Source organism: Metabacillus crassostreae (assembly GCF_016908395.1).
GTDB classification, from domain to species: domain Bacteria; phylum Bacillota; class Bacilli; order Bacillales; family Bacillaceae; genus Metabacillus; species Metabacillus crassostreae.
Window position 1 is genome coordinate 25,241 of record NZ_JAFBDU010000009.1, and the last position, 24,320, is coordinate 49,560.

At 34.1% G+C, this 24,320-nt stretch carries 25 protein-coding genes and 1 riboswitch; of the genes, 13 read left to right on the forward strand and 12 right to left on the reverse strand.

Features of this window, described 5'->3' with window-relative positions:
* Nucleotides 1-37 precede the first annotated feature (37 nt).
* Both JOC75_RS20030 and JOC75_RS20035 read left to right on the forward strand, forming a co-directional pair.
* Nucleotides 38-1,342 carry an iron chelate uptake ABC transporter family permease subunit gene (locus tag JOC75_RS20030; protein ID WP_204955748.1) on the forward strand — a complete coding sequence of 435 codons (1,305 nt, stop codon included), beginning with the start codon at nucleotides 38-40 and terminating at the stop codon, nucleotides 1,340-1,342.
* On the forward strand, nucleotides 1,342-2,247 hold the full coding sequence (locus tag JOC75_RS20035; protein ID WP_204955749.1) for a metal ABC transporter permease: 906 nt from the start codon (nucleotides 1,342-1,344) through the stop codon (nucleotides 2,245-2,247). Before JOC75_RS20030 ends, JOC75_RS20035 begins: the two co-directional genes overlap by 1 nt.
* 107 nt (nucleotides 2,248-2,354) lie before the next feature.
* Here JOC75_RS20035 and JOC75_RS20040 read toward each other — a convergent pair whose 3' ends face one another.
* The 4 genes from JOC75_RS20040 to JOC75_RS20055 form a co-directional block, all read right to left on the reverse strand.
* Nucleotides 2,355-2,540: a hypothetical protein gene (locus JOC75_RS20040; protein WP_239589594.1), complete on the reverse strand. Its 186-nt coding sequence runs from the start codon at nucleotides 2,538-2,540 to the stop codon at nucleotides 2,355-2,357.
* Between the two features lie 101 nt (nucleotides 2,541-2,641).
* Nucleotides 2,642-3,682 carry a cytochrome d ubiquinol oxidase subunit II gene (locus tag JOC75_RS20045; RefSeq protein WP_204955750.1) on the reverse strand — a complete coding sequence of 347 codons (1,041 nt, stop codon included), beginning with the start codon at nucleotides 3,680-3,682 and terminating at the stop codon, nucleotides 2,642-2,644.
* A gap of 22 nt (nucleotides 3,683-3,704) precedes the next feature.
* Nucleotides 3,705-5,060: a cytochrome ubiquinol oxidase subunit I gene (locus tag JOC75_RS20050; RefSeq protein WP_204955751.1), complete on the reverse strand. Its 1,356-nt coding sequence runs from the start codon at nucleotides 5,058-5,060 to the stop codon at nucleotides 3,705-3,707.
* A gap of 505 nt (nucleotides 5,061-5,565) precedes the next feature.
* The gene (locus tag JOC75_RS20055; RefSeq protein ID WP_204955752.1) at nucleotides 5,566-6,606 is read right to left on the reverse strand and encodes a metal ABC transporter solute-binding protein, Zn/Mn family; all 1,041 of its coding nucleotides are present in this window, start codon (nucleotides 6,604-6,606) and stop codon (nucleotides 5,566-5,568) included.
* Nucleotides 6,607-6,830: 224 nt separating this feature from the next.
* On the opposite strand from JOC75_RS20055, the gene JOC75_RS20060 reads away from it, so the two are divergent.
* On the forward strand, nucleotides 6,831-7,391 hold the full coding sequence (locus JOC75_RS20060) for a beta-class carbonic anhydrase (protein ID WP_204955753.1): 561 nt from the start codon (nucleotides 6,831-6,833) through the stop codon (nucleotides 7,389-7,391).
* Between the two features lie 43 nt (nucleotides 7,392-7,434).
* Here JOC75_RS20060 and yidD read toward each other — a convergent pair whose 3' ends face one another.
* Nucleotides 7,435-7,665, reverse strand: a complete 231-nt coding sequence (gene yidD / locus JOC75_RS20065; protein WP_204955754.1) for a membrane protein insertion efficiency factor YidD — start codon at nucleotides 7,663-7,665, stop codon at nucleotides 7,435-7,437.
* A 167-nt stretch (nucleotides 7,666-7,832) separates the two neighbouring features.
* On the opposite strand from yidD, the gene JOC75_RS20070 reads away from it, so the two are divergent.
* Nucleotides 7,833-8,306 (forward strand): S-ribosylhomocysteine lyase, encoded by a 474-nt coding sequence (locus JOC75_RS20070; RefSeq protein WP_204955755.1) that lies wholly within the window; start codon nucleotides 7,833-7,835, stop codon nucleotides 8,304-8,306.
* A gap of 314 nt (nucleotides 8,307-8,620) precedes the next feature.
* Here the strand turns inward: JOC75_RS20070 and folE2 are convergent, their stop codons facing one another.
* On the reverse strand, nucleotides 8,621-9,523 hold the full coding sequence (folE2, locus tag JOC75_RS20075) for a GTP cyclohydrolase FolE2 (RefSeq protein WP_204955756.1): 903 nt from the start codon (nucleotides 9,521-9,523) through the stop codon (nucleotides 8,621-8,623).
* A gap of 225 nt (nucleotides 9,524-9,748) precedes the next feature.
* Between folE2 and JOC75_RS20080 the strand changes: the two genes are divergently transcribed.
* Nucleotides 9,749-10,756 (forward strand): permease, encoded by a 1,008-nt coding sequence (locus JOC75_RS20080; RefSeq protein ID WP_204955757.1) that lies wholly within the window; start codon nucleotides 9,749-9,751, stop codon nucleotides 10,754-10,756.
* 16 nt (nucleotides 10,757-10,772) lie between these two features.
* Nucleotides 10,773-11,738 carry a TIGR03943 family putative permease subunit gene (locus tag JOC75_RS20085; protein WP_204955758.1) on the forward strand — a complete coding sequence of 322 codons (966 nt, stop codon included), beginning with the start codon at nucleotides 10,773-10,775 and terminating at the stop codon, nucleotides 11,736-11,738.
* Between the two features lie 774 nt (nucleotides 11,739-12,512).
* Here JOC75_RS20085 and ytzI read toward each other — a convergent pair.
* Complete coding sequence (ytzI, locus tag JOC75_RS20090; protein ID WP_204955759.1) at nucleotides 12,513-12,695, reverse strand: YtzI protein; 183 nt, start codon at nucleotides 12,693-12,695, stop codon at nucleotides 12,513-12,515.
* Between the two features lie 187 nt (nucleotides 12,696-12,882).
* On the opposite strand from ytzI, the gene JOC75_RS20095 reads away from it, so the two are divergent.
* A complete protein-coding gene (locus tag JOC75_RS20095; RefSeq protein ID WP_146949418.1) occupies nucleotides 12,883-13,323 on the forward strand; it encodes a Dps family protein in 441 nt (146 codons plus the stop codon).
* A gap of 153 nt (nucleotides 13,324-13,476) precedes the next feature.
* Here JOC75_RS20095 and JOC75_RS20100 read toward each other — a convergent pair whose 3' ends face one another.
* Entirely contained in the window at nucleotides 13,477-13,692 is a 216-nt protein-coding gene (locus tag JOC75_RS20100) for a DUF6154 family protein (protein ID WP_204955760.1), read from the reverse strand.
* Nucleotides 13,693-13,842: 150 nt separating this feature from the next.
* On the opposite strand from JOC75_RS20100, the gene JOC75_RS20105 reads away from it, so the two are divergent.
* Together JOC75_RS20105 and ytkD are read left to right on the forward strand one after the other, a co-directional pair.
* Nucleotides 13,843-14,175 carry a hydrolase gene (locus JOC75_RS20105; protein WP_204955761.1) on the forward strand — a complete coding sequence of 111 codons (333 nt, stop codon included), beginning with the start codon at nucleotides 13,843-13,845 and terminating at the stop codon, nucleotides 14,173-14,175.
* Nucleotides 14,176-14,243: 68 nt separating this feature from the next.
* Nucleotides 14,244-14,720: an RNA deprotection pyrophosphohydrolase gene (gene ytkD, locus JOC75_RS20110; RefSeq protein WP_204955762.1), complete on the forward strand. Its 477-nt coding sequence runs from the start codon at nucleotides 14,244-14,246 to the stop codon at nucleotides 14,718-14,720.
* 45 nt (nucleotides 14,721-14,765) lie between these two features.
* Here ytkD and JOC75_RS20115 read toward each other — a convergent pair whose 3' ends face one another.
* Genes JOC75_RS20115 through JOC75_RS20125 form a run of 3 tightly spaced genes read right to left on the reverse strand, consistent with a single transcriptional unit; the run spans nucleotide 14,766 to nucleotide 17,340 of the window.
* Nucleotides 14,766-15,581, reverse strand: coding sequence for an ABC transporter permease (locus JOC75_RS20115; protein WP_204955763.1), 816 nt, complete (start codon nucleotides 15,579-15,581; stop codon nucleotides 14,766-14,768).
* Nucleotides 15,568-16,338, reverse strand: a complete 771-nt coding sequence (locus tag JOC75_RS20120; RefSeq protein WP_204955764.1) for an ABC transporter ATP-binding protein — start codon at nucleotides 16,336-16,338, stop codon at nucleotides 15,568-15,570. Before JOC75_RS20120 ends, JOC75_RS20115 begins: the two co-directional genes overlap by 14 nt.
* Nucleotides 16,339-16,353: 15 nt before the next feature.
* Entirely contained in the window at nucleotides 16,354-17,340 is a 987-nt protein-coding gene (locus JOC75_RS20125) for an ABC transporter substrate-binding protein (RefSeq protein WP_204955765.1), read from the reverse strand.
* Nucleotides 17,341-17,535: 195 nt separating this feature from the next.
* On the opposite strand from JOC75_RS20125, the gene JOC75_RS20130 reads away from it, so the two are divergent.
* The gene (locus JOC75_RS20130; protein WP_204955766.1) at nucleotides 17,536-18,315 is read left to right on the forward strand and encodes an alpha/beta hydrolase family protein; all 780 of its coding nucleotides are present in this window, start codon (nucleotides 17,536-17,538) and stop codon (nucleotides 18,313-18,315) included.
* 71 nt (nucleotides 18,316-18,386) lie between these two features.
* Nucleotides 18,387-18,629 carry a DUF2584 domain-containing protein gene (locus tag JOC75_RS20135; protein ID WP_204955767.1) on the forward strand — a complete coding sequence of 81 codons (243 nt, stop codon included), beginning with the start codon at nucleotides 18,387-18,389 and terminating at the stop codon, nucleotides 18,627-18,629.
* Between the two features lie 1,011 nt (nucleotides 18,630-19,640).
* On the opposite strand, the gene pckA is transcribed toward JOC75_RS20135, so the two are convergent.
* Nucleotides 19,641-21,230 carry a phosphoenolpyruvate carboxykinase (ATP) gene (pckA, locus tag JOC75_RS20140; protein WP_204955768.1) on the reverse strand — a complete coding sequence of 530 codons (1,590 nt, stop codon included), beginning with the start codon at nucleotides 21,228-21,230 and terminating at the stop codon, nucleotides 19,641-19,643.
* Between the two features lie 329 nt (nucleotides 21,231-21,559).
* Nucleotides 21,560-21,737, forward strand: a riboswitch (SAM riboswitch).
* Nucleotides 21,738-21,997: 260 nt separating this feature from the next.
* Here pckA and metK point away from each other — a divergent pair.
* Entirely contained in the window at nucleotides 21,998-23,194 is a 1,197-nt protein-coding gene (gene metK / locus JOC75_RS20145; protein ID WP_204955769.1) for a methionine adenosyltransferase, read from the forward strand.
* Between the two features lie 241 nt (nucleotides 23,195-23,435).
* Nucleotides 23,436-24,215 carry a FixH family protein gene (locus JOC75_RS20150; RefSeq protein WP_204955770.1) on the forward strand — a complete coding sequence of 260 codons (780 nt, stop codon included), beginning with the start codon at nucleotides 23,436-23,438 and terminating at the stop codon, nucleotides 24,213-24,215.
* Nucleotides 24,216-24,320: the final 105 nt, after the last annotated feature.

Sequence of the window (24,320 nt, forward strand, 5' to 3'; positions counted from 1 at the left end):
ACATCTGCTTCATTAAAAAAATAGGAGTGAAGCAAAAATGCTCGAACCCATATTATTACAATTGCAAAACCCTAATACACAATGGGTTTTACTAGGAACGATGCTTCTTGGAATAACTAGTGGTGTTGTTGGTAGTTTTACATTATTAAGAAAACAAAGCTTAATTGGAGATGCAATGGCACATGCTGCTTTACCAGGAGTATGTATTGCCTTTTTATTATACGGATCAAAGTCACTTTTATGGTTTTTGGTTGGTGCTGCAATTGCTGCATTGATTTCTTCTTTTATTATACAAGTAATTATTAACCATTCGAGGATAAAAGAAGATTCTGCGTTGGGAATCATTATCTCAGTCTTCTTTGGGTTTGGGATTGTATTATTAACTTATATTCAACATAATGGCTCTGGAAATCAAAGTGGATTAGACGATTTTATTTTTGGGCAGGCAGCCTCAATGGTAGCTGCTGATGTTCAATTGATTACAATCGTTTCTTTGAGCATATTAGTGGTTACAGCAATCTTTTACAAGGAATTTAAGTTGTTAACCTTTGATCCACAGTTTGCTAAAGGGTTAGGAATTCCTGTTAGTTTTTTTAATGGGTTATTGTTATTACTCATTGTTTGCTCAGTTGTTATTGGGTTACAAACAGTTGGCGTCATTTTAATGGCAGCTATGTTAATTACTCCAGCGATCAGTGCTAGATATTGGACAGATAAGCTAAGCCACATGATTATCATCTCTGGGTTAATTGGTGGATTCTCAGGAGTGGCAGGGACATTATTGAGTACCATTATGAAAGGTATGGCAACAGGTCCCTTGATTATAATTGCGGCTACCTTTATGTTTTTAATTTCCTTAATATTTGCTCCGAATCGTGGATTACTTGCTAAAGCACTTAAACAGCTATCTCTTCGTAAAAAGACAGCTATAGATCAAGTGTTTCTTAGTATATATGATATTGCAGAAGGTGGAACTCTACGTGGTATTAAGGATGAAGCCATACTGAAGAAAAGAAATGTACCACTTCGTCTTTTTCAGTATTCAAAAAATGAATTGAACAAAAAAGGATTTATACAAAAAGAAGCAAATACTTGGATGTTAACTGATAAAGGAATTGAAGCAGGTTACGAGCTTGTGTTACAACAAAGGTTGTTTGAAATGTATTTAATGCATGAAATGGAATTTGCTCATTTAGACTTAAAAACACGTGATGATCTTAATCTTCAGCAGCTATCTAAGGAAACGAAAGAACAGCTTTTGAAATTATTAAGCACACACAACAGATCACCACTTTTAATACCAAGATCAGCAGTTGTTAGGGATAGGAGGCTGATGGTGTAATGTCTTATGATGCTTGGATAATAGTAACTGGTTCATTAGTAGGCATTACATGCGCTATGATTGGGTGTTTTTTAGTGTTGCGAAAGATGGCCATGCTAGCTGATGCCATTTCACACACTGTTTTGCTAGGAATTGTTGGTGGCTATTTAGTTAGTCGAAGCTTAGATGGGCCTGCTTTGCTAATTGGCGCTGTTGTAGTTGGCCTTTTAACTGCATTGCTTGTTCAAGTCTTAAATGGAAAAGGAGTTCAAGCAGATGCAGCTATTGGAATAGTTTTCACATCATTATTTGCAGTCGGTGTAGTTTTACTTTCTCTCTTTGCAGGGAATATTCACTTAGATGTAGATCATGCTTTAATGGGGGAAATCACGTTTATTCCATGGGATACAGTAGAGATGTATGGAATGGATTTAGGTCCTAAAGCTGTATGGCTACTTTCATTTGTATTCATCGTAAATCTACTCATCATCATCTTTTTTTATAAAGAATTCAAGATTAGCTCTTTTGATCCAGAGATGGCAGTAGCGATTGGAATTCCTGTTCTTTTTATTCATTATTTACAGATGGGAATGCTATCGATTACAACTGTAGCTTCTTTTGACAGTGTTGGAGCAATATTAGTTGTTGCTATGTTAATTGTTCCAGCTTCAACCGCTTATTTATTAACAGATAAATTATTAAATATGCTGTTTATTAGTGCAGGAATTGGTGTATTTGCCGCTGTTTCAGGGTATTATGTTGCGACTTTACTCAATGTATCGATTGCAGGTGCAATGGCATCCTCAACAGGAGTACTCTTTGCGATAGCCTTCTTATTTTCACCTAAGCATGGCATCATTGCTAAAAAACGTGCACAGAAAAATCTTAAAAAAGTAGCCAGTGTTAGTTCTACAACGACAATATAGTTTGACACAAAACAGGCAGACTCATTTTTAAAAGTCTGCCTGTTTTGTTTGTATTATAATAAAATAGACTTATTTTTAGCATCTAACTCCAAACGACATGCACTTTTCTATTCCATTAACCCATATTCAACTGCACGACTAGCGACAAGCTGATCTACATCATGTGGAAGATCATCTAAAGAACCAAATTCATAATCCCAAATGTTTGTAAATGAATCGACAAACATTGGAAATGAATCAGCACTCGAATTTTTAACATCCTTACGAAATGCATCGATTAAATCTTCTCTCATCATGATTCCCCCTTCAAAATTTACTATAGTAGCATTTGATAAAACAGTGGAAAATATTTATTTTTTCAGCTTAAAAATCTCCAAAAGCTAGTAAAAAAGAGTTAAGATTCATTTTGCTTTAAATAGCGCTTATCCTTCATAAATAACTTCCAAAAGTAAATAAAGCCAGGGAAAAGTATTAAAAAGCCTACAAGATAAGTAATGATTAATGTTCTAAATGTATTAGGATGAGTAAAACCAGAAAGAATTGTTACATCAGGGTAAATCATATATGGAAGATGTGCTCTACCATAGGCCAAGCTTGCCAATAAATATTGAATCGTTACAGCAACTACTGCTAAACGAGGTCTTCCTATTGCAAGCTTATGCTTTTTAGATGGAAGAAACATAGCTGCACCAGCTATAACAAAAAAGATAACAGAGCCAATTAAAAAAGGTGTATATTCAAGCATGTTTGTGTAAAGCCAGTTTGCTTCATTTTTTAATGTGAACATGATCAAAAATGCCATTAGCAAAGAAATCGGACCAAGGATGATCGCATCACGACGATAAACACGATATGCTTCAGGCTCACCAGCCACATTAGAATAATCAGCAAGTAATAAGGAGGAGAGAAAAAGGGTACTGCTTATAGCAAAAGCCATAAAAGCATAGATATTAGGGCTTGTAAACATAGCTCCAAATTGGAGTTGATGAACTCCATTAACAACCTCGATATACTCACCATGTGTGATTGGTAGAACTAGCATAAGCAGAGCCGGAATAATAAATCCTGAAATTCCAGATACATATGTTAACGCCTTTTCGTAATCTTTTGCCACATGAGAAAACACTAAAAACCCACTTCGTAATGCAAGTAGTATTAAAATAAAGCTTCCGGGTAAAAGCAAGACGGTCCCTAAAATGAAGGTTGCTCCTGGAAAAAAACTAACTAACGCTATAACAATTGCTACTATAAATACATTTGTAACCTCCCATGTAGGAGAAAGATAGCGGTTTGCAATATTTGTTGCATTTGTTTTTTCTTTATTAATATAAATCATTGACCAAAATCCTGCTCCAAAATCCATCGTTGCCATAACGGCATAGATGAACACAAAGCCCCAAAGAACGGTTATTGCTAGTAATGAATCTGCTGTCATAATGATTCACCCTTTTCTTATATTAGTAGACACTCAAATTATTGTTGTTTGATCCACCAGCATCAATTTCATCCTCAACAGGATGTCTTTTAAAGTAGTATTTTAAAACAGCTAAAACGGCAACACCTAAAACAAGATAAATCAGTGAAAATAAGACAAATAACATACCAATTTGAGTTGATCCTGTCACAACATCTTCAGTGGCTAAGATACGATAAATAACCCAGGGTTGTCTTCCAGTACAAGCAAAGATCCAGCCAAATTCAATTGATAACAGGGACAGTGGTCCTGCTAAAACAAAGGCATACATAAATAACTTGGGGAAATGTGGTTTTTTTAATATCTTAAACCAAGCAAATCCAGCCATTGATAAGAAGATTAAGAAGCTACCAATTATAACCATGCCATTAAATAGTGTGTGTACAAATAAAGGTGGCCAATATTCTTCTGGAAAGTCATTTAAACCAACAACAACTGTTTTAAAACTATCTCCTGCTAAGAAGCTAAGTGCCCATGGTATTTCAATTCCATATTTAACTTCTTGGGATTCTCGATCTGTAAAACCTCCAATTGCAAGTGGCGCATACTCCTGTGTTTCAAAAAGCCCCTCAGCTGCAGCCAGCTTTTCTGGTTGATACTCATGGAGCATTTGTGCTGACTCATGACCATTGATAGCAGTTAAAAATGAGAAAATGCCACCGATGACAAGACTAAGAATCAATGCTTTTCGATGAAATTGATAAACTCGTTCATTTTTTCGACTTTTGAGCATTTTAAAAGCAGCAATTGTGCTAATCATAAATGCGCCTGTCATATAGGCTGAAACAGCGACATGTGCCGCGGAAATGAAAAAACTCGGATTGAAAAAAGCAGCCCAAGGATCAACATCCGTGATTTCACCATTATCAATACGAAAGCCAGCAGGTGTACCTTCGAAGGCATGTACATTTGTAATCAATATGGCTGAAGCACTAGCTCCTAAAAGTACAAGAGAAACACTAATTATTCTCATTCTTGGTGAGATCCGATCAGCTGCGTAAACATAAATGGACATAAATAAAGCTTCAATAAAGAATGCATAAATTTCAATTTGAAATGGGAGCGCCATCACTTTACCGATAACTTCCATAAAACCAGGCCATAATAATGCAAGTTGTACACCGGCAATTGTACCTGTAGGAATAGCGACACCTAACAGTACGGCTTGTCCCTTTGTCCAACGTCTTGCCATAATTGCATAATCCTTGTCCTTTGTTTTTTGAAAAAGAAGCTCTGCACAAAGTATCATTAACGGAAGGCCAACACCTAATGTTGCAAATATAATGTGAAAACCCATCGTTGTTCCAAACAATGACCGTGCTAAAACTAAATCATCCATAATGATCCGCCTTTCTTTTCCTGCCTTGTCGTAAACAACCATAGTGTCCACTATTTTCTAAATAATATTCTATGAAATCTTGTATGTAATGGAGGAGAAATGATAAACGATGAAGAAGATGAGATGAAGTTTGTATATAGGTAATAAAGAAGCTATTCACTAGTAGTATAAATTTGGATTGACCATTATTTTTCTAATAAGCTATGTTAAAGGTTAATGTTGATTTTTAGCACATTGTTGATTGGAGGTGAATATATGAGACTCCTGCTTAGAGAAGCGTGTCAAAGGGAGCCCCACAGGCGCGCAGCTTACGAGGAGGCTCCCTGGGAAAAAAGGTACTTTTTTCCCGGGAAAGCGAATGCCTGTAACGGAAATCAACAACAAAGTTTAACAGAGCCTATTAATAAAAAAAGCAGATCTATCACTGTTTTGTGATGATCTGCTTCTTCGTATAATGTTAGTAAAACAAACGGAATAGTTACATTTGTTGCTATCTATACAACTATTAGTTTAATGCCTGTTCTAGAGTTTTTAAATTTTTAGTCATAAGACTAAAATAATCTTCTTTATTTTTAATATTTTCTTCTGTTATTGATTCTAAGTTACTTAAAGTAAGAGCTTCAGCTCCTATTTCGGTTTGCACAATGTCAGTAACATTACTGCTTACATTTGTTTCGAAAATAATATATTTAAGTTTATGTTCCTTTGCTGTTTCAATAATGTTTTGCAGTTCTTTTTGGGAAGGCTCCTCTGTAGGAGAAAGGCCTAAAACACTAATTTGCTCAATACCATACCTTGATTCCCAATATCCATATGCAGCATGAGAAACAAGAATTTCTTTTTTCTCTGAATTTGCAACAACCTCTTCAAAAGAATGATCTAATTCTTCAAGTTGTGTTTTTAATGTTTCAAAATTCTTCTCAAAAGTCTCTGTATTAGAAGGATCTAAATCAATTAGAGCATTTTTAATATTTTCAGCTAATTGAATCGATAAAATTGGATCCAACCAAACATGTGGATCTGTATCACCATGGTCATGTGTTGCATCTTCACCAGCGTGTTCATCTTCTTCATGAGCGTGCTCATCTTCGTGTGCTGCTTCTTCACCAGCGTGTTCATCTTCTTCATGAGCGTGCTCATCTTCAGCGTGTTCATTAGTTGCAAGTTCAATGCCTTCTCCAGCATTTATAAAAGCTACATCTTCTTTTTCTAATGATTGTTGAACTTTATCAGCAAAGCTTTCGATACCAAATCCAGAATAGATAAATCCAGCAGATTTAGCAATGTCGACCATTGTTTTAGTTGTTGGCTCATAAGTGTGTCCGTCAACACCTGGAGGTAACACACTTTCAACCTCAATTAAATCTCCACCTATTTTTTTAGTGAAATCCTCAAGTGGAAAAATAGTCGTATAGATTTTTAATTTACTTGTATCAGCTTCTTTTTCTGTATCTTCAGTGTTTTGAGTAGTATTATTTGTATTACAAGCTACTAATAATAAAGACATAATTAGGGTAAAGCTTGTGATTAATATTCGCTTTTTCATAATCTTCTCCTTTCGACAAATCAGTATGATTCCGATTAAGACTAACTTATTATATCCTAATCATTCCGATTTGAGAACCATAATTTTTTTAGATATTTAGATCTTAGTAAAATTAAATAGTAATAGTTACGATTTACACAATTGATATGATACCTGATTAATAGTTAAAAAACAAGAGTTATGTTATATTAATTTTAATTAAAAAAATAATGGAGGATTCAGAAATGAGAATAGTTGATGAAATTTTAGTTCATAATGAAAAATTTGTAGCAAATAAAGAGTTCGAAAAGTTTGAGACAACTAAATTTCCAGAGAAAAAACTTGTTATCTTATCCTGCATGGACACTAGATTGGTAGAGCTATTACCACAGGCAATGAATCTTAAAAATGGCGATGTGAAAATTGTTAAAAGTGCAGGTGCAATTGTAGCTCATCCTTTTGGAAGTATTATGCGTAGTATTTTGGTTGCTGTTTATGAATTAAATGCTGACGAGGTCTGTGTTATAGGTCATCATGATTGTGGAATGAGTAAACTTAATGCAGATTCATTTTTATCAAAGGCAAAAGAAAAAGGAATCACTCAAGAAAAAATCGATGTCTTAAAATATTCAGGTGTTGATTTAAAAACATGGCTACAAGGATTTGATAAAGTAGAGGATAGTGTTAAAGATAGTGTTGAGAAAATAAAAAACCACCCACTTTTAGCAGATAACATTCCAGTACATGGTCTTGTCATAGATCCTGCAACAGGCAAATTAGATGTTGTAGTGAATGGATATGAGTAAGTAATAAAAGTATTTTAAGCTTTATTTTACATGCAAAGTAAAGTCATTTGCTGGCTTCTTTTTTTTCAGGAACTGGATCAAAACCACCTGGATGAAAAGGATGACATTTCATGATTCTAATAATTGTAAGATATAACCCTTTCCAAACACCAAATCGTTTAAATGCTTCTAAGCCATAATGTGAGCATGTTGGATAAAAGCGACATGTTGGTGGTGTAATCGGAGAGATGAATTTTTGATAAAAGCGAATTAGAGCTATAAAGAAATGCTTCATAATAAGTACCTACTTTAAAGTGAATTTTTTCAATATTTCTTTTATTGTAAAGCAAAAGGGTATAATTACTTTTATCTATCATACTAAAAGTAGTAGTAGATATGCTATTATTTCTTATCATGATAGATAGAATGTTGACAATATGATAAAAAATAGGAGTGAAATAAATGCCTTCAGTAGAAAGTTTTGATTTAGATCATAATGCAGTTAAAGCACCATATGTACGTCATTGTGGAGTTCATAAGGTTGGTAGTGATGGAGAAGTGAATAAATTCGATATCCGCTTTTGTCAGCCAAATAAGCAGGCAATGAAGCCAGACACGATTCATACGCTAGAGCATTTGCTAGCTTTTAATATTCGTGAGCATGCTGAAAAATACAATCATTTTGAAATTATTGATATTTCACCAATGGGCTGTCAAACAGGTTATTATTTAGTTGTTAGTGGAAACCCTGAAGTAACAGAAATTATTGATTTACTAGAAGATACACTAAAAGCTGCTGTTGAAATAACAGAAATTCCTGCTGCCAACGAAACTCAATGTGGGCAAGCGAAGCTACATGATCTTGAAGGTGCAAAAAGATTAATGCGTTTTTGGCTTGAGCAGGATAAAGAAGAATTAGCGAAAGTTTTTGGATAAATGAATTGATATTTTTGAAAAAGAGGCAATTGAGCTTAATCAATTGCCTCTTTTACTATTTAGTCCAATTTTTCTTACACAGGTTGATTGAAATCAAGTAAATCTAAGGTTATTCAATCAACTTTCATAGTTAATCGTTCAACTTTAGAAGATAATCGTTCAACTTTCATAGATAATCATTCAACTTTTATAGTTAATCCATCAATTGACAATCCTCGACAAGTTTCGAGGAGGCATTCTTACTAGTTTTACAACCAAAAAAATAAAAAAGCTCCAAATCATGATGTGATTTGGAGCTTCTATTAATTAAGTCCTTATTTACGATAACTTAAACTAGCAATTGCATCATGTAAATGAATTGATTCTTCGTTCCGACAATTAACAGTAAAGGCCTGGATGAATGGAAGTTCATATAAATCTGCTGCTACTAGTCTTACCATATCCTCAACGAAACGTGGGTTTTCATAAGCAGTTTCTGTAACCATTTTTTCATCAGGACGTTTTAGGACTGGATGAATCATAGCACTAGCATTTGTTTCAGCTGCTTCTAATAGTGCTGCTTTCCAATCTAGCTCTTCATGATAGTCCTCTGTGAACTCGACATCCATTGTAATATAGCCACGCTGATTATGTGCACTATATTCACTAATTTCCTTTGAACATGGACAGAGAGTTGTGACAGCACATGTTAATGAAGCTGTTGTAGTATAACCAACTGTCTCGTCATAGGTAACAGCAATTGTAGCTTCTGCATGATTTAATCCAACTAGCTCTGAGCTTGGTCCTTTTCTTTCATAAAACCATGGAAATGTTACTTCGATACTTGCGTCCTTTTGTTTTAGACGTTCTGCAAGCTCTTTTGTGAAATCATATAGATTTTTTATTGAAAGAACAAATCCACCATTTTGGCGATATTGTTCAAGCTGCTCAGTGAATCTACTCATATTCGTACCCTTTGAATCATGAGAGATTTTACTAGTCATTTTAAAAGTAGCAATTGTTGTTTGTTGTTTTGGATTTAAATCAGATTCTATAATGATAGGGTGTTTAACATTGCTTATTCCTACTGAATCTATAGTAAAAAGGAAATCCTTTTTAGAGTTTTGTAAATCTGGCATTTGGTCTTTTTCAGTAGGCTTTAATTTTACGCCAGGCTCAACTGAACCAAAAAGAAGATGACGTTCTTTTTTGGGTGGCAAGTTTATCTTTCTAGTCATAATGTTCTCCCTTCACTTACTCGATATTGAGAGTATACTTTAATATGATAGAAAACTTCAACGATTATCTCTTTCCAATGTGTTGATATTTGTAGATGTTGGTAAAATTGTGTTGAAAGATTGAATTGTATCAGAAAAACAGTTTTTAAATATGATAGACATAATCTCGTAACTAAATTAGTATGATATAGTACGAGATGAATTAAAAAGTTAGGAGAAAAATAGATGAATAAATCTGTATCACCCTTTTTAAGAGAGTTTATTGGACTAGGTTTACTAGGGTTGTTTTTCTACTTGTTTTTGTTTGTTGATTTTCAGGACATTTCGTTAAATATTCCTTCTGAATTTTTGACTGTTAATACAATGTTTTTAAGTATTTTACTAGAAGCTATACCTTTTATTATATTGGGAGTATTTGTTTCAGCTCTTATTCAAACCTTCGTTTCAGAAGACTTCATTAAACGTACTCTACCAAAGAATGCAATTGTTGCCATTTTGCCAGCTGCTCTTCTTGGAGCGTTATTCCCTATTTGTGAATGTGCAATTGTACCTATTGTAAGACGATTAATGAAAAAAGGGATGCCATTACATTTAGGAGTTGTTTTTCTAGTAGGTGCACCAATTTTAAATCCTGTTGTGTTTGCATCTACCTATTATGCATTTGGTTCACAACATTATATGGCATATTCAAGAATGGGACTAGCTTTTATTCTTTCGATTGTGATAGGTTTTATAATTTACCTTATTTTTAGAAAGCAACAAGATCAGTTAAAGTGGACAAAAGAGGATTTAGTCATAACTACATCAGATGAAGGAAAAGAAAAAGTTGGCAAGATAAAATCAACTATTTTCCATGCAAGTGATGAATTTTTTGAAATGGGAAAATTTCTAATTATTGGGGCATTTATTGCTAGCCTTTTTCAAACATTTTTAGATCGAACACTTTTAACGGAAATTGGTTCGAATGACTTTTTATCACCAGCCGTTATGATGGCATTTGGGTACATCTTATCTTTATGCTCAGAAGCAGATGCTTTTGTTGCTGCTTCATTCGGGAGTTCCTTTACAACAGGTTCACTATTAGCATTTTTAGTGTATGGACCTATGCTTGATTTGAAAAATACCATCATGCTTTTCGCATTTTTTAAAGCTAGATTTGTTGTGATATTTATGATAGTTGTTACCATTGTGGTATATGGAAGCATTGTTGTTTTTCAACAATTCTTATTGTGATCGGAGGGTAGATAAAATGGAAAATCAAAATAGCCAGTATCGGTTCCATATCTATATAAGAGGCATTATTTTAATTGGTTTTACCTTGTTAATGACTAAATTAGTTGTTACAGGAGATATGTTACATTTTATTGCTCCGAAGATGATGCCTTTTATTTATTTTGCGATTGTCGTATTTTTAATACTAGGAATAATTCAAATTTGGAGAAGTGGATCAAAGAAAAGAGAAGAGCTCTATTGTGATTGTGGTGTTGACCATACAAGTGGGAGTTCTCCATTAAAATCAATTGCCGTTTATTCACTATTTGTTATCCCGATTATAACCGGCTTTCTGTTTCCTGAAGTTGTTTTAGATAGCTCTGTTGTAGCGAAAAGAGGATTTAAATCTTTGGCTGTAAATGAGGAAAAGATAAATGAAAACGAAGATGAAACAAGTGAAGCTGATGAATATTTACAGGACCCTGAAGCATATATGGAGGAACTTGAAGAGAGTGTTGGTGATAAGGTTGCACAATCATCAAATATTCCAGATGTGCCTTTAGAGCATCCAGAAGGATTTGAAATCCAAGAACAGCCTGAGGAATTTTATGCTCAATTAAAAGCAAAGATGCTAAAGGCGGATACTATCGTTTTTACAGAGGAAAATTATATAGCGATGACAACAATACTAGATGAAGATCCTGATGCTTTTTCAGGGAAAACTGTTGAACTAACAGGTTTTATCTTTAGAGAAGAAGATTTTGAAGAGGATCAATTTGTTATTGCAAGATTTGGATTATCCTGTTGTGTAGCAGATGCTTCTGTATTTGGAACTCTTGCAACACTTCCTGATGCAAAACAATATGGCGATGATCAATGGGTAAAATTAAAGGGGACATTATCAACAGTAGCTTATCAAGACTGGATGCTTCCATCTATATCCGTATCATCCATTGAAGCAGTAGAACAACCAAAAACCCCATATGTTTATGAATCTTATTAAAAGTAAAGTAGTTTTCCCTTAATTTTTAGTGTTTTCTATTGTTAGATTATTATAGTTGTACGAAAGTATATCACAATGAAATAATAGCGTGAATTCATATAAGAGTTCGCGCTATTATTTATTATTGGAAATTCATAGTATGGGTATTTTTTAAAAATACTTAGTGGGATTATTAGACACTTTCTTGAAAAGAGGATACTAAATGAAAATTGTAGGTAATGGTATGGGATTAGGATATCGAAATTAAACTTAATTAACCTAAAGGGTAGGTTTTAGTTGGAGATAAATAACTGGTAATGGGAACTGAAAAACCAAATTAAACTTTCATAAGTGGATTTTAAAATTGAATTGCAGCAATAAACGAATTAGTAGAGCTTTATATAATTTAAAGGTTTTTATAAAAGTTTGTTGTTTTAAAAAAATAATTGAACAAAACTATTTAAGGTTGATTGGAGCGGAAGGTGTGAGACTCCTGCGGGAGCAGCGGGACAGGTGAGACCCCACAGGCGCTTGCGCTGAGGAAGCTCTCCGCCCGCCCCAAGGAAAAATCGTTTATTGAAAAGCCGGTAGTTTGGCTTTTTAATATTTTTCCCGCGGAAAGCGAGCAGCCTGTAGCGGAAATCAGCCACCAAAATACTTGTTAAAGAGCTTTAAAAATAAACGCTGTTCAATATATTTAGTATACATATTTATGTAAGTTTATTTTAGGGATTTCAAAGAGAAACATTGCTTATACAATGTTGGTTACACCCCCAATAAGAAACCCTAAAATTGTCATTCCTTGTCTCTTTGTTCCAATCGCTCATCAACAGACGAATCTACCTCATTAGATTTTTCTTTAGGCTTATTAACAGGATCAACTGTATGTTTATATTGATATGCTTTACTTGTTGTAAGAACACTCAAAATTAGAACTACCAAAACAATAATAATCGATATAATAAAAACTACCTTCACGTTAAACCTCCCGTTGAATTGAAATTTTAACTGATATTGATTTCAGCTTTTAAAAATACTAAATCTCTACCATATATCTTAACATGAGTAAATTGATCTCGGTTTAAAAAGTTATGCAATAAAATATCATGTTTTGTCACAAACTATACCGGGTAAAGATAAGTAGAAGACAAGGGAGGAATTTAATATGTCAGAAAAATTAATTGCAACAGTAAATAAGCAGGTTGCTAACTGGACTGTACTTTATGTAAAACTACATAATTACCATTGGTTTGTAAAAGGAAAGAACTTCTTCACGCTACATGAAAAGTTCGAAGAGTTTTACAATGAAGCAAATGTTCATATCGATGAACTAGCTGAACGTTTACTAGCACTTGAAGGCAAACCGGTTGCTACAATGAAAGAGTGTTTAGAATTAACGTCAATTAATGAAGCTGAAGGTAACGAAACAGCCGAGCAAATGGTTAAGAATGTATTTGATGACTTTAGCAAGGTAGCAGACGAGCTCAAGGAAGGTATGGATCTTGCAGCAGAAGTTGGCGACGAAACAACTGGTGATATGTTATTAGCTATCCACCAAAGTCTAGAGAAGCATAACTGGATGTTAAAATCTTTCTTAGGAAAATAAGTTTTCATAAAAAACCGGGTGAAGAACAACCTTCACTCGGTTTCTCTATGTACAGTTTTTCACAAAATGATTTATTGAAAATTAATGAAAAAGAAACCAAGGTACCTTTATGAAAGCGATGTTTTGTTCAGATAAGTTACTAGTTAACATAAATTACAAAAACTCTTTTTCAGCAATCTCTTTAGTTATTTTATCAGAAATATACGGTGCTATTATTTCTTGTAATTCCTGAGTTGACATACTTTGTATCCATTCAAGAATTTGTTCTTTATTTGTTTGGTGTAATATAGATTGTACATATGCAAAAACATCTTCTTCATCAGCTCGAAATCTACTTAAATCATCGTTAATAAACTGACTTTTTCCCATCTGTATCCTCCCAGTAATCATCTATTTCCTTCCACATTATCACTATATTTTTTACAAAAATCTCATGAAATATTCCATTATAACTTAGCGCATAAACCGAATACTATAGGCAAACGCTAAAAAAAGGACGAAGAGAAGGAGCTGTCTTTTATGAATAATGGAAAAAAAACATACTATATAAATGTTGGTAGTGGTGAAATATCTCAATTAAGTACTGCATCACCATGGCATTTTAAAATAGAAGCATCAGATGATGAGATTATTACGTTAAGAGAATATTTTGATCAAGTATACTCTTCAGATATACAAGGTTTCCTTAGATCACATACACCATATATTCAATACCATTATGATCGTGAAAATGATGCAATAGATGACACGAACAAGCAAATTTATCGAATGATTTATGAGCTTGGAGATGAGGAAGCCAAAAACCATATTCGCACACAAGGATTGATCTCCAGAATAGACGAACAAGAATAAACCTTATACAGAGCTTTAACATTGTGATAAGATTTTATTAGATTAGGAAGAAAATTGAGGGATTACTTATGTACCGATTTACTGATTATTATCACAATGAAGTTACCTTATCATTTGAGAGCTATCCATTTTCAAGTGATCCTAAGCATGTTTGGGTTGTTTGTCGATATGAAGATCAATGGTTATTAACAGAGCATTCTGACCGAGGCTATGAATTTCCTGGTGGTAAGGTTGAGAAGGATGAAACGGCTGATGAAGCAGCAATTAGAGAAGTAAAAGAAGAAACAGGTGGGATTGTTAAGAATTTAACTTATCTAGGACAGTATAAGGTTCAAGGTAAGGAAAAAGTAATCGTTAAAAATATTTATTTTGCAACGATTGAAATCCTTGAAAAGCAGCAGCAATATTTTGAAACATTCGGACCAATTCTTCTCGAGAAAATTCCTAAAAACATCAAATATGATAAAAAATATAGCTTTATCATGAAAGATGATGTTTTATACCACAGCTTATTAGAAATTAATAAAAGATGGAATATTGAATAAAAGAGGCAGCACCAGAATACCCTCATGATCAGAGGGTATGTGGTGTTAGCCTCTTTTTTCTGTTGTAATAAGTCTTTTTTCTAATAACTCTACCCCTTTATACATGATCGTCGCGAAAAAGGCGATGATGATTAAGCTTAGAAGTACTAATGTGAAATTAAAAACCTGAAAGCCATATATGATCATATATCCAAGTCCGTTAGCTGAGACAAGAAACTCCCCAACAATTACACCTACCCATGATAAACCAACATTAACTTTTAATGTTGAAACTATTGTTGGATAAGATGCAGGAAGAATGACCTCCTTGAAGATTTGATTTTTCTTTGCATCAAAAGTATGAAGCACCTTCACATAATTGTTATCTACCTCTCTAAATGCGGTGAATACGACAATGGTTGTGATGATAACAGAAATAATTGTTCCCATTGCAATGATAGATACAAAACCTGGACCTAAGGCAACGATCAATATTGGACCAAGTGCTACTTTAGGCATGGCATTTAAAATGACTAAATATGGATCGAGAATTTTTGATAATCTAAAGGACCACCATAATATTGCAGCAAGTACTGCTCCCAGTAGTGTGCCTAATATAAACCCTAGAACTGTTTCGAATAGTGTTACACCGATATGTGATAAAAGAGTACCATCAGTTATTTTTGTAATAAAAAGATTCCATATCTTTGATGGTGAACTAAAAAGCAATGGATCAATCCAAGCTTTTTGGCCGGCAATTTCCCATAATCCAAAGAAACTAATGAAGATTAAAAACTGGTAGAAAAGTACCCAGTTTTTTTCTCGTTTTAAACCACTTTTATATTGCTTATGAAGAAGTTCAATGGCCTCATTCTGTTTCATATTGATCAACCTCCTTCCATATTTGTTGAAAGAGAGTGTTATATAATGGGTGCTGTCTTGCTTGAAATGGTGAAAGCTCTCTAATTTCCTTTGGTACAAGATACGTTCTGTTTACTTTACCTGGTCTTGCTGAGAATACAAAGATTCGATCACTCATTGCAATGGCTTCACCAATATCATGTGTGACAAGCAGAGCTGTTTTTTTGTATTTCTTTAAAGTTTGAACAACTAAATCCTCTAGCATTAATTTGGTTTGATAATCTAATGCGGAAAAAGGTTCATCAAGTAATAATATCTTAGGATTAGTTGCAAGAGTTCTTACTAAAGCAGCTCGTTGTCTCATTCCACCAGATAGCTGACTAGGGTACAGTTTTTCAACATTATCTAGTCCCATATCCTTCAACATTTGCATTGTTGCTGCAGTTGTTTGTGGGCTTTTTTGTCCAGTAATCTTAAGACCAATAGTTACATTTTCATCAATTGTCTTCCAAGGAAATAAATAATCTTGTTGAAGCATATAGCCGATCATCGTATCTGGTTTGATGATTTGTTTATCAGCTATTTTCACTACACCTTCAATAGGTTTAATTAACCCGGCTATAATCGATAATAACGTGGTTTTTCCACAGCCACTTGGGCCTAGGAAGGAAATAAACTCGCCTTCCTCGACAGCAAGATGAACGTCCTCTAAAGCAACAGTTGCTGATTCTTTTGTTAAGTAAATATGATGAACATTCTCAACTGTTAAAAATGACATAGGTGTTCCTCCTAACTACTCGATCACTTCTTTGGCAAGATCTGTATTAACAAGTGTGTTATAATCAATACGCTTTGGTAACTCTCCTGCTTCGTCCATGATATTCTGTAGGTTATTCCACTCATCTTCATCTAAAATTGGATCAGTGGCAAACGAGCCCTGTTCTTTGTAACGATTTACGACTGTTTCAATTAGATCTATTTCTGTATCTTCGAACTGAGGAGCAATAGATTTAGCAATTTCTGAGACTTCTTTTTCTTCAACCCATTTTTGCGCTTTATAGATTGCAGCTGTAAACTTCTTAGCAGACTCTTCATTTTCAATCAAAAACCTATTTTTACTCATGAATGTTGTATATGGAATCATACCGGATTCAGTACCGAATGAAGCGACAATATGACCAGTTCCCTCTTTTTCGAATACACTAGCAGTTGGTTCAAAAAGTTGAACAAAATCACCAGTACCTGAAGCAAAGGCGCTTGGAATGTTAGCGAAGTCAACATTTTGAATAAGCTCCAAGTCATTTTGTGGATCGATATTATGTTTTTTAAGAACAAATTCCCCTGCCATTTGCGGCATGCCGCCTTTTCGTTGACCTAAAAATGTGCTGCCTTTTAGTTGATCCCATTCAAAATTGTCAATCTTCTCGCGACTTACTAGGAAAGTACCATCTGTTTGAGTTAATTGAGCAAAGTTAATAATAGAATCACTAGATCCTTGTGCTTCAACATAGATGGATGTTTCAGATCCAACAAGGGCTATATCAGCTCCATCAGATAGTAGAGCTGTCATTGTTTTATCTCCACCCCAAGTTGTTGTTAATTCAACATCAAGTCCTTCTTCTTCAAAAAAGCCCTCTTCCATAGCTACATATAACGGGGTATAGAAAATAGAGTGGGTAACTTCAGCTAATCTAATTTTTTCAACCTTGTTTTGATTACAAGCTGAAAGTGGTAAAACAATAAGTAGCGTTACAGATAATAAGTACAGCCATTTTTTCATTACCTTTGACCTCCCAGATGCATAGCATCATAATGTTTGTAAAATCTTAAAATAACTTGTAGTACTTTGATAATATGAGTAGAATATTTTTTTGATCTAAGTTAAAATATGTTATTTTATAAAAATGTGTGAATGCCTATTATGATGTTATCGTTATCATATTTTAAATGTCTGTGAAGAGAGTGTGATTCTGCAATGAATGGAAAAATAGTAAGTAAAATCAAATTTCCATCACCTAATCCAAATATTCGGCTATGGATTGTGACATATCTTTCAAATAAGTTAAAAGTAAAAGGGTTGTTAGCTGAACCTATAGAGCAGGGAAGCTACGATGGTTTTTTATATTTACGAGGTGGTATTAAAAATGTTGGAAAGGTAAGAGTAGGACGTATTGTTCAGTTTGCATCAGAGGGTTTTGTTGTAATGGCACCCTTTTATCGAGGAAATCAAGGTGGAGAGGGTAATGAAGATTTTGCTGGTGATGATCGATTTGATGCAATTGCTGCATTAGAAATATTGAAAAAGCATCAAATGGTTAAACCACAGCGTATTCATGTTTTCGGCTTCTCAAGGGGCGGTGTTATGGCTCTATTAGCAGGTATTGTCTCAGAGGAGGTTCGCTCGATAGTTACATGGGGCGGTGTTTCTGATATGTTTCTAACATATTTAGAGAGAGTAGACTTACGCAAGATGATGAAAAGAGTAATTGGGGGATCACCAACAAAATTTCCAAAACGCTATGTATGGAGAACACCTCTTTACGAGCTGGAAAAACTTAATTGTTCAGTTCTAATCATTCATGGAGTAAGAGACAAAAATGTTTCCGTTGAACATGCGTACCGCCTTGAAAAAAGATTAAAAGATCTTCAGAAGCCTGTGGAAAGCTGGTATTTTCAAGAATTCACACATTATTTCCCTCCAGCTATTAATCGGGAAACGGTACATAAGCTCTGCAATTGGATGAAAAATCAGTAACATTTTCTAAAATAGGACAAGGGTGGTATGATGAAGATATAAAAAACTTGTCATAATAAGGAGGTTTCTTTATGGGAATGCCTGTTGAATTTAATACAATGATCGTAACTAAAGGAAAAGAACAGCGTATAGCAGAAAATACGTTTCAATTAACAAAAGATGGCTTTAGAATTTATCCTATTGATATTCCAATTGAAGTCCGTAAAACAAAAACTGGTGAAGTAACAGGAGAAGCAATAGTAGAAAAGCTCCAACTGTCAGAAAACCAAACAATGATCACATATAAATTAATCAATTTGAATTCTACAAATTAATTTTGAATTTGCAGATACAATGAAATCATGCATGTAAATTGTTGATGGTTAATATTGGATAGGTAATTGGTGATTGTGTAGACACAATTTGAAGGTAAAGAAATGATAGAATGTATAAATCAATTACATCCTTTAAAAGAGGTATAGTGATGGCTGATTTCCGCTCCAATCAACCTTAAATAGTTTTGTCCATTAACCTTTTAAAATGAAAGTATGTATGAAGCAAATAAAAACCGCTGTTGTATCAAATCAACAGCGGTTTTTTATGTGGTTATTTGTTAGCTTCCCTTATATTCTCAATCGTGATAAAACATAGATTATTTTATTTGAGATTCTAATTTGAACCTCAAATCTATTTTGTATTTAATGCTAAGGTAGCTGACTAAGTTTCCTATCATTATAAATTCTACATGCACAATATCAGTTATTCTTGCACTGTAGATGTGTACTAATGTGTTTTGAAAAATATAATTACAATTTAATAATTCATTTTATAAATATTCATAATTTGATTTTCAAAGTAATTTGGTGAAGAAATAGTATATCATCAAAGTTTGAAATGATTACCTATCAGAAATCAATCAGGATATTCTATATAAAACTATCACATTGGGACTACCTTCAACTTAAAAATTGTAATTAATATAAAACAAACTAACATAAGTATTTAAGCTAATGATAAACCCTAATTATAAGATAATATTTCATTTAATCATTCGCTTAATAGTTCGGGTTTTTGTTTGCCGTTTACAATAGATTTTACGATTTTGCGTACACTATTTTTAAGAAGCAGTGTAATGGAGCGGAAGACATTTGACTCCTGCGGGTGCAGAGGAAAGGCTAAGACCCCACAGGCGCTTGCGTCGAGGAGGCTTAGCTTCCTCCCCGCGGAAAGCAAATATCTGCAGCGCAATGAAACGAACTTGTTTCTTTCAACTTAACTGATTTAGATTTATTTGTCTTTTTGCATAATTTCTTTAATAATGTCCCAGTTTTTAAACATGAGTGATTTTAATATTGTATAGGTCCACCTAATTTTTCTATGGTTGGAGAAACATTCTTAAACTTCTTAAAATTATCTTTAAACTCTGTAGCCAATTCCTTTGCCTTTTTTAAATAGTCTTCCTGTGAACTCCATGTTTTCTGTGGCTGTAGGACATCATCAGGAACACCTGGAACATGAATAGGAATATTAAGACCGAATACTTCGTCTTTAATTGTTTCAATATGATCAAGGTCACCTTCAACAGCAGCCTGAACCATTGCTCTTGTATACTGTAATTTCATCCGTTCACCAACACCATATACACCACCAGTCCAGCCTGTGTTAACTAGAAAGACTTGAACCTCATGTTCATCTATTTTCTGCCCAAGCATATTAGCGTACACTGTTGCAGGAAGTGGTAGAAATGGAGAACCAAAGCATGTTGAAAATGTTGCTTCAGGTGCAGTGACCCCACGTTCAGTTCCAGCTAGTTTACTAGTATAACCACTTAAAAAGTGATACATTGCTTGTTCTCGCAACAATTTACTTATAGGAGGGATAACACCAAAAGCGTCAGCCGTTAAATAAATAATTGTTTGTGGATGTCCGGCAATACTAGGAATAATGATTTTGTCTAGTGCAGATAATGAATAAGCGGCACGCGTATTTTCAGTATAAAGTGAGTTACTATAGTCCGCTTCTCTAGTATCAGGATCTAACACAACATTTTCTAGTACAGATCCATAGCGAATCGCATTAAAAATTTGTGGCTCTTTATCTTCTGTTAAATTAATGCACTTAGCATAACAACCACCTTCAATATTAAAAATACCAGAAGTAGACCAGCCATGCTCATCATCCCCAATTAAGCGGCGATTAGGGTCTGCTGATAAAGTGGTTTTTCCTGTGCCAGATAAACCAAAAAATAATGCAACATCACCTTCAAACCCAACATTTGCAGAGCAATGCATTGGTAGAATATTGTTGTCAGGTAATAATAAATTCATTACTGAAAAAACAGATTTTTTCATTTCTCCTGCATATTCAGTTCCTCCGATTAAGATTGTTCTTTTTTCAAAGGAAATAATAATAAAAGTTTCAGAATTAGTACCATCAATCTCAGGATCTGCTTTAAAATTTGGAGCTGATATTATTGTAAAAGGCTTTTCTTTTGATTCAGTATTTTGGTTGTTTCCTTCTATAAAGAGCTGTCCGGCGAATAAGTTATGCCATGCAAACTCATTGATTACTTTTAGTGGTAGCTGAAAACGGCTGTCTGCTCCAGCAAATCCGTTAAAGATGAAAAATTCATCACGGCTTTTCAAGTATTCTGTAACCTTGCTATATAAACGATCAAAAACTTCTTCTGAAATAGGTTGATTTGTAGATCCCCAATTAATTCTATTAGCTATTGAACGTTCTTTCACTATGAATTTGTCTTTGGGAGATCTTCCTGTGTAGGCACCAGTAGTTGCGCGGATAGCTCCAGTTGAAGTTAAAATGCCTTCTTTCCGCTCTAAAACTTTTTCGACCAGCTGAGATACTGATAAATTATGTTTTGCGTTGTTTCCTTTAATAAGTGTCTCAAGCTCATTGATTGTCTCTGCAATATTCATCCCCATTACCTACCTTTTTCTAAATAATCAGAAGTTATAGTGTTACATCATGCATTTTTAATAGTATAACACATTAATATTATTAAAACATACTACTTGTGAAAGTTTTTATGTAAGAGTTTTCACTTTTTTATAACTATTTTTATTTAAATTGGGAAGAATATAATTTAGTTACACTTTGGATTATTTTAATATCTATGTAATGCCTGTAACGCAAATCAACAACAATGTTTAACAGCACCAAATTAAAAGAAATAATGTATGCAAGGCTTGTCGTTTTTTGTTGACACCAGTAGGTTAGTACGCTATGATATGTCCTTGAACGGATTCTCTTATCCCGAGCTGGTGGAGGGACAGGCCCGATGAAACCCAGCAACCTGCTATCAAAGGAAAGCGATGAGTGCGCGATTAATTGAAATGCTTCAAATTAAGGCGCAATCAATTATTATATTTTCCGATGCAAAGGTGCTAACCTGAAGCAAGGTGCAAACCCTTGATCGATAAGAGCGAAAGGCGATGAACGATTACAAACCTTTCCTCATGTGGGAAAGGTTTTTTTGATAACAGAAACAGTACTTCTTCATTAGAGTTTTACCAGGACAAGCATGTGGTAAAGGTACATAATACTTCTGTTCACAAAACATGCCAACGTGATTCTTTAAAGATAGTGTTCAACCATGAAAAACCTATTTTTTTGGTGAGAACATACTTAGGGAAGAGTTCCGGATCAAAACATGAAAAAGAAATATGAGGAGGAAGCATTAATTATGACTAAAAAACGTCTTTTTACTTCAGAGTCTGTAACAGAGGGCCATCCAGATAAGATTTGTGATCAAATTTCAGATTCTATTCTAGATGCTATTATTTCTAAAGATCCTAATGCACGTGTAGCGTGTGAAACGTCTGTAACAACTGGTTTAGTATTAGTTGCTGGAGAAATCACAACTAGTACATATGTAGATATTCCGAAAATTGTTCGTGAAACAATTAAAGAAATTGGCTATACGCGTGCAAAATATGGTTTTGATGCAGAAACCTGTGCTGTATTAACATCAATTGATGAACAATCAGCAGATATTGCAATGGGTGTTGATCAAGCACTAGAAGCTCGTGAAGGTCAAATGTCTGAAGAAGAAATTGATGCAATTGGTGCAGGTGACCAAGGTCTTATGTTCGGATTCGCTTGTAATGAAACAAAAGAGTTAATGCCTCTACCAATTTCATTAGCACACAAGCTTTCTCGCCGTTTAACAGAGGTTCGTAAAGAGGATATTCTTCCATACTTACGTCCAGATGGAAAAACACAGGTTACTGTTGAATATGATGAAAACAATAAGCCTGTACGTATTGATACAATTGTAATTTCTACTCAGCATCACCCAGAAATTTCACTTGAGCAAATTCAACGAAACTTGAAAGAACATGTAATTAATCCTGTTGTTCCAAAAGAATTAATTGATGAAAATACAAAATACTTTATTAATCCAACTGGCCGTTTCGTTATAGGTGGACCTCAAGGTGATGCAGGATTAACAGGTCGTAAAATTATTGTTGACACGTATGGTGGATACGCTCGTCATGGTGGTGGTGCATTCTCTGGTAAGGATGCAACAAAAGTTGACCGTTCTGCTGCATATGCTGCACGTTATGTTGCGAAAAACATCGTTGCATCTGGTTTAGCTGATAAGTGTGAAGTTCAGTTAGCTTATGCAATTGGGGTAGCTCAACCAGTTTCAATTTCAGTTGATACATTTGGTACTGGAAAAGTTTCTGAGGAAGTTTTAGTTGATGTTGTTAGCAATAACTTCGATCTTCGTCCTGCTGGAATTATTAAAATGCTTGATCTAAGACGTCCGATTTACAAGCAAACTGCTGCATACGGACACTTTGGTCGTAATGATTTAGATCTTCCATGGGAAAGAACTGACAAAGCAGATATTTTAAGCAAGCAAGCTCTACAATAATAATGAAAAAAGGTCTAATGCATTAGGTGCATTAGATCTTTTTTTGTATTTTACACGAGACTAAAGAAAATGATTGGAAATAAACAAAAAAATTTCAAAGAGCTTTCTTTTAAAGTTATTTGAAGAAATTTGTTTATCCGGGATTTATATTGTGAATAATTAATGAAGTTTACTTTTACAATCATATCAAGTTAACATATATACGTTATGATATAAGCAGGATAAATGGAGGTTGACATAGATGAGAAAATTCTTGTTTGTTACTGTTTTCGCTGTTTTGTTAGGTGGATGTCAAGAATCAGATGTACATAATGAACAAAGTGAGGCAACAAAAGCTAAAACAGAAGATATAGAGGTGAAAGCACCTAAAGTCGAAATTATAGCTAAGGAGCATGTTTCTCTTAATGAAGACATTTCGATTGTAGCGAATGTATATTATGGAGAAGAATTAGTTGATGATGCTGAAGTAACGTTTGAAATAAAAGATGAAGAAAAGAAATCTGAAAAGATAGAAGCAGATTTTATAGGTGATGGTCAATATAAAATAACGTATCAATTTTTAGAAAATGGTCTTTATAATGTGACTGCACATACTAATGTCAAAAGCTATCACACGATGCCAACAAAGACAATTCAGGTTGGTGAGGGTGGTGCAAATGAATCCACAAATCAAGAAGGAAGTACTAGTAATCACGAAGACCATGCAGACCAAGAAGAACATCAGCATAGTTCAGTCAAAATTATGACAGAGGATTTAGCTGATTTTTCGGTAAACAAAGAAGCAGAATTAAGTACAATGATATATAAAGGTAATGATCCTTTAAAAGATGCTACAGTTCGGTTTGAGATATGGAAGGAAGGAAACGATCATCATTATTATGTTGATGCAAATGAATCAACAACGAAAGGGTCTTATATTTCCAATTTTATTTTTGATGAAGTGGGACTGTATCATATTATTGTTCATGTTGAGAAAGCCGAAATTCATGATCATGCTGAGGTTAAAGTGAAAGTACAATAATTTGATATAAGTGCTGTGTATATGTTCTATTTGCTATGGAATATTACCTCTAGAATGGGAGACTTTAGGTCTCCTTTTTTCTTTCACTTTTTTACAGCTTTTCAA